The sequence below is a fragment of the Candidatus Zixiibacteriota bacterium genome (assembly GCA_020853795.1).
Classification (GTDB): domain Bacteria; phylum Zixibacteria; class MSB-5A5; order CAIYYT01; family CAIYYT01; genus JADJGC01.
Genome location: JADYYF010000085.1, coordinates 1 through 6,599, shown reverse-complemented (window position 1 = coordinate 6,599; position 6,599 = coordinate 1). Strand labels below are relative to the sequence as shown.

At 59.6% G+C, this 6,599-nt stretch carries 9 protein-coding genes; all 9 read right to left on the bottom strand.

Annotated elements, in window-relative coordinates:
* A partial coding sequence (locus tag IT585_06670) for a F0F1 ATP synthase subunit beta (GenBank protein MCC6962917.1) occupies positions 1 to 829 on the bottom strand: 829 nt, incomplete at its 3' end.
* 319 nt (positions 830 to 1,148) lie between these two features.
* Positions 1,149 to 2,006 (bottom strand): ATP synthase F1 subunit gamma, encoded by an 858-nt coding sequence (gene atpG, locus IT585_06665; GenBank protein ID MCC6962916.1) that lies wholly within the window; start codon positions 2,004 to 2,006, stop codon positions 1,149 to 1,151.
* Positions 2,007 to 2,009: 3 nt separating this feature from the next.
* Positions 2,010 to 3,518: a F0F1 ATP synthase subunit alpha gene (locus tag IT585_06660; GenBank protein MCC6962915.1), complete on the bottom strand. Its 1,509-nt coding sequence runs from the start codon at positions 3,516 to 3,518 to the stop codon at positions 2,010 to 2,012.
* A 68-nt stretch (positions 3,519 to 3,586) separates the two neighbouring features.
* Positions 3,587 to 4,135, bottom strand: a complete 549-nt coding sequence (gene atpH, locus IT585_06655; protein ID MCC6962914.1) for an ATP synthase F1 subunit delta — start codon at positions 4,133 to 4,135, stop codon at positions 3,587 to 3,589.
* A gap of 13 nt (positions 4,136 to 4,148) precedes the next feature.
* Complete coding sequence (gene atpF, locus IT585_06650; GenBank protein ID MCC6962913.1) at positions 4,149 to 4,655, bottom strand: F0F1 ATP synthase subunit B; 507 nt, start codon at positions 4,653 to 4,655, stop codon at positions 4,149 to 4,151.
* A gap of 82 nt (positions 4,656 to 4,737) precedes the next feature.
* A complete protein-coding gene (gene atpE, locus IT585_06645) occupies positions 4,738 to 4,971 on the bottom strand; it encodes an ATP synthase F0 subunit C (protein ID MCC6962912.1) in 234 nt (77 codons plus the stop codon).
* Positions 4,972 to 4,995: 24 nt separating this feature from the next.
* Positions 4,996 to 5,904: a F0F1 ATP synthase subunit A gene (atpB, locus tag IT585_06640; protein ID MCC6962911.1), complete on the bottom strand. Its 909-nt coding sequence runs from the start codon at positions 5,902 to 5,904 to the stop codon at positions 4,996 to 4,998.
* On the bottom strand, positions 5,901 to 6,311 hold the full coding sequence (locus IT585_06635; protein MCC6962910.1) for a hypothetical protein: 411 nt from the start codon (positions 6,309 to 6,311) through the stop codon (positions 5,901 to 5,903). Before IT585_06635 ends, atpB begins: the two co-directional genes overlap by 4 nt.
* A 14-nt stretch (positions 6,312 to 6,325) precedes the next feature.
* Positions 6,326 to 6,556 (bottom strand): AtpZ/AtpI family protein, encoded by a 231-nt coding sequence (locus tag IT585_06630; protein MCC6962909.1) that lies wholly within the window; start codon positions 6,554 to 6,556, stop codon positions 6,326 to 6,328.
* Positions 6,557 to 6,599: the final 43 nt, after the last annotated feature.

Sequence of the window (6,599 nt, the reverse complement as noted above, 5' to 3'; positions counted from 1 at the left end):
TGGGCTGATAGCCGACTGCCGAGGGCATACGGCCCAAAAGCGCGGACACTTCCGAACCGGCCTGCACGAAACGGAAAATGTTGTCGATGAACAGGAGCACGTCCTGATGTTCTTCCTCGCGGAAGTATTCGGCCATCGTCAAACCGGAGAGGCCGACACGCAGACGGGCGCCGGGGGGCTCGTTCATCTGGCCAAAGACGAGGGCGGTCTTCGAAAGCACGCCGGACTCTTTCATTTCGAGCCAGAGGTCGTTGCCTTCGCGGGTACGTTCGCCGACGCCGCAGAAGACGGAGTAGCCGCCGTGCTCGGTAGCGATGTTGCGGATCAACTCCTGGATGATGACGGTTTTGCCGACGCCGGCGCCGCCGAAGAGGCCGACCTTGCCGCCCTTGGCATAAGGTTCAAGCAGGTCGATGACCTTGATGCCCGTTTCAAAGAGCGTGTACTTGGTTTCCTGCTCCGAGAGCAGCGGCGCGGGACGATGAATCGGGTAACGCTTGGTCGTGGCCGGGATGTCGCCGATCGAGTCGAGCGGCTGCCCCAGCAGGTTGAACAAGCGACCGAGCGATTCCTTGCCGACCGGCACGGTGATCGGTCCGCCGGTGTCGAGCACTTTCATGCCACGGACGAGACCGTCAGTGGAAGCGAGCGCGACGCAGCGCACGATGTTGTCGCCGATATGGAGGGCGACTTCGACCGTCAGATTGATACCCTTGGCGGGATCCTCAATCTTGAGGGCGTTGAGAAGATTCGGCAGGCGGTCGGAGTCGAACTCGCAGTCGACGGTCGGGCCGATGACCTGCACGATTTTTCCCCAGTTCTCAGCCATTACAGCTCCTGTATGAAGAGAGAATAATATTTCGTTCTTGCTCGTCGCACGGGACGAATTTCGTCGCGACGGTGTGGACTTCGCTCCTCGCAATGACACCCTCACCCCCGGCCCCTCTCCCAAAGGGCGAGGGGAGGAGAAAACTCTCGCACCGCAATCCCTCGTTCCTCGGGACGCTTCGCAGGCGGTGGGGCACTTGTGACCCGCCGCCGGAATCCCACCTCAAGCGGTGGGGCACCTGTGACCCTACCAGTGACCTTTCGCCGTTCGACTGAAGTCGAACCCACAGAGGGATGGATGTTGGGTGCGATTGCATCGATTATCCCTTCAGGGCCTCGGCGCCGGTGACGATTTCGAGCAGTTCCTTGGTGATCAATCCCTGGCGCGCTTTGTTGTATTGCAAAGTCAGGGTGTCGATCATTTCGTTGGCATTTTTGGTGGCCTGTCCCATCGCGATCATACGGGCGCCGTGCTCGGAGGCAAACGTGTCGGCCAGTGCCATCTGGATGATGGTGAGCGCGTACGACGGCATGAGCGCCTCGAAGATGTGCTCGGGGTCGGGCTCGAAGATGTAGTTCTTGATTTTCTGGTCTTCGGTCTGCGGCGGTTGGATCGGCAGGAAGCCGTGGACACCGACGCGATACGAAACCGTCGACAGGAACCGCGTGTAGAGCAACTGCACCTGGTCGGCATCGCCGGAGGTGAACAGGCCGGTGAGATATTGGCGCAGATCGCGCACGACGTCGAGGTTCATGCGTCCCTGCATACCCTTGAAAACGCGGATGATCGGCCACTTCTGACGGCGGAAGAAATCTTCGCCCTTCTTGCCAACGAGCACCAGGCGCGGTTCGGACTGCTCGTTTTCGCGCAGCCATTTGACGCCCTGACGGATGACGTTGGTGTTGTAGGAGCCGCAGAGGCCGCGATCGGAGGTGAAGACGACGAGAATCTTGCGTTTCACCTCGCGCTGCTCGAAGTACGGGTGTTCGATCGAAGCGGCGGCCGCGGAGATTTCCTCGAGGATGAGGCGCATCTTCTCGGCGTAGGGCCGCGACTGCTCGACCATCTGCTGGGCCTTGCGCAAGCGCGCGGCCGCGACCATTTCCATGGCCTTGGTGATTTGCGTCGTGCTCTTGACGGCACGGATGCGCTTGCGGATATCGCGGAGGTTAGCCATGGATTACTTCATGAACTCCGCTTTGAATTTCGCGGTGGCTTCCTTCAGCTTTCCTTCGGTCGCATCATCGAGCACGCGCGTGTCGCGAATGACGTGCAGGATATCGGGATAGTTCTTCTCGATGTACGGGTAAAACTTCTCTTCGAACTCCTTGACGCGTTCGAGCGGCACGTTGTCGAGGTGGCCATTGACGGCGACCCAGATGATGGCGACCTGCTTTTCCAGCGGCATCGGGACGTACTGCCCCTGCTTGAGAATTTCCGCCGTGCGCGAACCACGGGTCAACTGCGCCTGAGTGGCTTCGTCGAGGTCGGAGCCGAACTGGGCGAAGGCCGCGAGGTTGCGGTACTGGGCGAGGTCGAGACGCAAGCGCCCGGCAACCTTCTTCATGGCCTTGGTCTGGGCATTACCGCCGACGCGCGAGACCGAGATACCGACGTTGATCGCCGGACGGGTGCCGGAATAGAACAAGTCGGATTCGAGAAAGATCTGGCCGTCGGTGATCGAGATGACATTGGTCGGGATGTAAGCCGAGACGTCGCCGGCCTGGGTCTCGATGATCGGCAGCGCGGTGAGCGAACCGCCGCCAAGATCCTCGGAGAGTTTGGCGGCGCGTTCGAGCAGACGCGAGTGCAAATAGAACACGTCACCGGGATAAGCCTCGCGACCCGGCGGGCGGCGCAGCAGCAGCGAGAGCTGGCGATAGGCCGCGGCGTGTTTGGACAAATCGTCGTAGACGCAGAGTACGTGTTTCTGCTTGTGCATGAAATATTCGCCCATCGCCACACCGGCGTAGGGCGCGAAGAACTGCAGCGGCGCCGGCGTATTAGCGGAAGCCGAGACGATGATCGTGTAGTCCATGGCACCATGGGATTCGAGCACGCCGACGACCTGCGCGATCGTGGATTGCTTCTGGCCGATGGCGACGTAGATGCAAATAACGCCGGTGCCCTTCTGGTTGATGATGGTGTCGATCGCGATGGCGGTCTTGCCGGTCTGGCGGTCGCCGATGATCAGTTCGCGCTGACCGCGGCCGATCGGGATCATCGAGTCAATGGCCTTGAGGCCGGTTTGCAGCGGCTCTTTCACGGGCTGGCGCTGGACGACGTTGGGCGCGACCGATTCGATGTTGCGGTATTCCTTGGTCGCGATCGGGCCTTTGCCGTCGAGCGGTTCGCCGATCGGGCTGACGACGCGGCCGATCATGGCCTCGCCGACCGGCACCGACGCGATACGGCCGGTGCGGCGGACGGTGTCGCCTTCGTTGATTTGGCGGTCGTCACCCATGATGGCGACGCCGACGTTGTCGGCTTCAAGATTGAGCACGACGCCGGTGACATCGCCGGGAAACGTGACCAGCTCGGACATCTGGGCATCCTGCAAGCCCCAGACGCGGGCGATGCCGTCGCCGACCTGGAGCACGGTGCCGACCGACTCCATTTCCAGCTTGCTCTGATAGCCAGCGATCTGCTGTTTGATGATCGAACTGACTTCTTCCGGTTTAAGAGCCATTAGCTCAGCTCCTCTATGATAAGCATTCTTTTCATATCTCAAGCGGGCGCACAAACCGCGCCCAGCGGTCAGATAACTTTCAGCTCCAGCAGCCGTTCGCGCAGGACCGCGAGGTCGTGGCGGACGGAGCGGTCAATGATTTTGTCACCGACGATGGCGATGACACCGGCGATGATCTTGGGATCGACTTCAGTTTCGAGGTCGATTTGCTTGCCGGTGATCCGATTCAATTTCGTTTTGATCGCCGCCAGTTCGGCCTCGGTCAGCGGCACGGCGGTGATCAGACGGGTCGCGACGATGCCGCGACTTTCGTTGTAAAGCTTCTCGTACTCGGCCGCGATTTCGACGAGGAAATTGGTGCGGTGTTTGGCGACGACGAGTTGGATCAGGCTGTAGAGATAGTCGGCGACTTTGCCGCGAAAGGCCGTTTCGACGACGGCGTGCTTGTCGCTGTCGAGCAGTTGCGGCGCGGCGAGAAATTGCAGCAGCGCGCGATCCTGCCGGAGCAGGTTGGCCAGTTCGTTGAAGTCGCGGTTGACTTCGTCGGAGACCTTTTTCTCCTCAGTCAATTCGAAGAGACCGCCGGCGTAGCGGCGGGCGATCAATTGGGCGTCCACAGCCGGATTCCTCTTACTTCACCTTCTCGACGTCATCGATAAAGCGGTTGATCAGATCGCGATGTTTCTGCTGATCGAGCCGCTCGTGGATAATGCGCTCGGTGGCGCCGATCGTCATGTTGACGATTTCTTCCTTGAGCTGGATACGCGCCTTGGCGACATCCTGCTCGAGTTCGCCCTTGGAGCGCTCCATCATCTCGCGGGCTTCGTTCCGCGCGTTGTCCTTGATCTGGGCGGCGATTTTTTCGCCATCCTGGACGGCGGCGTTGAGGCGTTGGCGGGCCTCATCGTCGATGGCGCGCAGTTTGGCCTCGTAATCCTGATGCAATTTCTCGGCGGCGGCCTTCTTGGCTTCGATATCGTCGAAGCTGGACTGGATCTTCTCGCGGCGCTCGTCGAGAACGGCCAGGATCGGTTTCCAGGCGAACTTCTTGAGCACCCACAACGCCAGCAGGAAGCCGATGATATGGGTGATCAGCTGCGGAATTTCGATGTTCAGGGCTTTGAGTATCTGCTCCAACGTTCACATCCTCATGCTCAGAGTTGCCCGCAGCGCGCCGACGGCCGGTTGTCGGCGGTCGGCGCGGCGGGGATGACTCGAATTAGGCGATCTTGCCGAAGAGCAGGAAGAACGCCACCAGGGCGTAGATCGTCAACGCTTCGATGAACGCGGCGCCGATGATCATGGCCGTCTGGATCTTTCCGGCGGCTTCCGGCTGGCGACCGATCGCTTCCATGGCCGAACCGACCGCGCGGCCGAGGCCGAAGCCGGAACCGATGGCGGCCAGGCCGATTGCAATCGGCAGCGCCAGAGCTAAGGCAAATCTGAAATCCATGAGTCCTCCTATCGTTTATCTCAATTAGTGTTCTTCGCCTTCATGCTGATGCGGCAGCATCAGGAATATGTAAATCGCCGAGAGCGAGGTAAAGACGAGCGCCTGAATCGTCGACAGCAGCAGCCCGAGGAAATAGAACGGGAACTGGAACGGCAAGCCGACGGGTGAATCGATAAAGGACAGGGCCATGATGCCGATCCCGGTGAAGGCGGCGATCAGGATGTCCTCGCCGGTGATGTTGCCGAAGAGACGCAGCGACAACGACAGCGGCTTGGCGATTTCCCCAATCAGGTGGATCGCAAAAAACAGCGGCGACAGGCACCATTCGATCACGCTCTTGGGCGAGCCGAGCAGATGGAAAATCCAACCGCCGACGCCGAGGTGCTTGAGACCGACTGCCTGCGAGTAGAAGAAGACGATGATGGCCAGCGACACGGTGATGGTGGCGCTGGAGGAGGCCGCTTTGAAGAACGGGATCATCCCCATCCAGTTCATCGTCAGGATGTAGATGAAAAGCGTGCCGAGAAACGGCGTGTATTTGCGGGCGTGTTCGCCGAGCATGCTGTGGAAGAAGTTGTAGAGGCCTTCGACGATCAACTCGGCAAAGTTCTGCAGTTTGCCGGGAATCAACTGACGTTTACGGTAGATGATCATCGCCATCACGCACAAAAAACCCAGCGCCAGGAAGGCGAAGAAGATGTTCTCCCAGTGATGCAGTGCGGTGAAGGGTTCGCCGAACGCCTTGTAAAGCAGCATAACGATATTGGGCAGTTCATGCGAGCCGCCGTCATGGCCGCCACCGTGCGCGCCGGCGGCATGCGCCAGCGTATCAGCCGCGTGCGTGAGCGAATCGGCGGCGTGGGCGAGCGTGTCGGCAACGTGGCCGACTTCGTGCTCGGTTGAGGCAAAAACGTTCAAGAGAGCGGGGTTCACGGGCGCGTGCCCTCCACGTGGTTATGCTTCAGTCCCGGCAAATCGAGGCCGAGAACGAGCCGGCCCAGCACCTTGAGGACGATGATGACGAACATGAAGGAGAAGCCGATCAGCAGCGCGTAGATCGAGAACCACCCGGAGGCGATGATGAAGTAGCCCGCGACGTAGAGCAGCGGGAATTTGATAATCGCGAACGCGGCGGTGATGTTCTTGCGCACGGTCTTGCCGGGGGAAACGACTTCGGCGATGAGTTGGCGAATGAAGAAGAGATTAACCAGGCTCCAGGCGAGGCCGGTCAGAAAGCCGAGGGCGAATTTCCAATCATAGTAAAGCGCGAGACAAAGCGCGACGACCAGCCCGGTGATGGCGCTGGTGCGAATGACTCGTGTGATGAACTCCAAACCCATGCTTGTGAAAAAAATTACAAACTCTTATTGACTCTACGCACGATGTTGTAGATTTCTTTGCCGGCGGCAACGAAACCCAGCACAATCAAGATGATTTTGAACCAGGGGTCGGTTCCCGCCCAGCCGTCAATCCAGCTGCCGATAAAGTACCCGACCAGCGGCCCAACGACCATCAGGATCGGGATTGAACTTAACAGGCCCACCTGCCTGAGATACTCAGGCTTCTCGTCTTTCTTATCATCCACGACGAAGCCGCCTTGAGTTAGGGGGCAAATATATTCAGATGCC

What these genes read in the sequence shown, in the direction of transcription:
- atpG (MCC6962916.1), bottom strand. Translation starts at nt 2,006, where the DNA reads ATGGCTAACCTCCGCGATATCCGCAAGCGCATCCGTGCCGTCAAGAGC.
- IT585_06660 (MCC6962915.1), bottom strand. Translation starts at nt 3,518, where the DNA reads ATGGCTCTTAAACCGGAAGAAGTCAGTTCGATCATCAAACAGCAGATC.
- atpE (MCC6962912.1), bottom strand. Translation starts at nt 4,971, where the DNA reads ATGGATTTCAGATTTGCCTTAGCTCTGGCGCTGCCGATTGCAATCGGC.
- IT585_06635 (MCC6962910.1), bottom strand. Translation starts at nt 6,311, where the DNA reads ATGGGTTTGGAGTTCATCACACGAGTCATTCGCACCAGCGCCATCACC.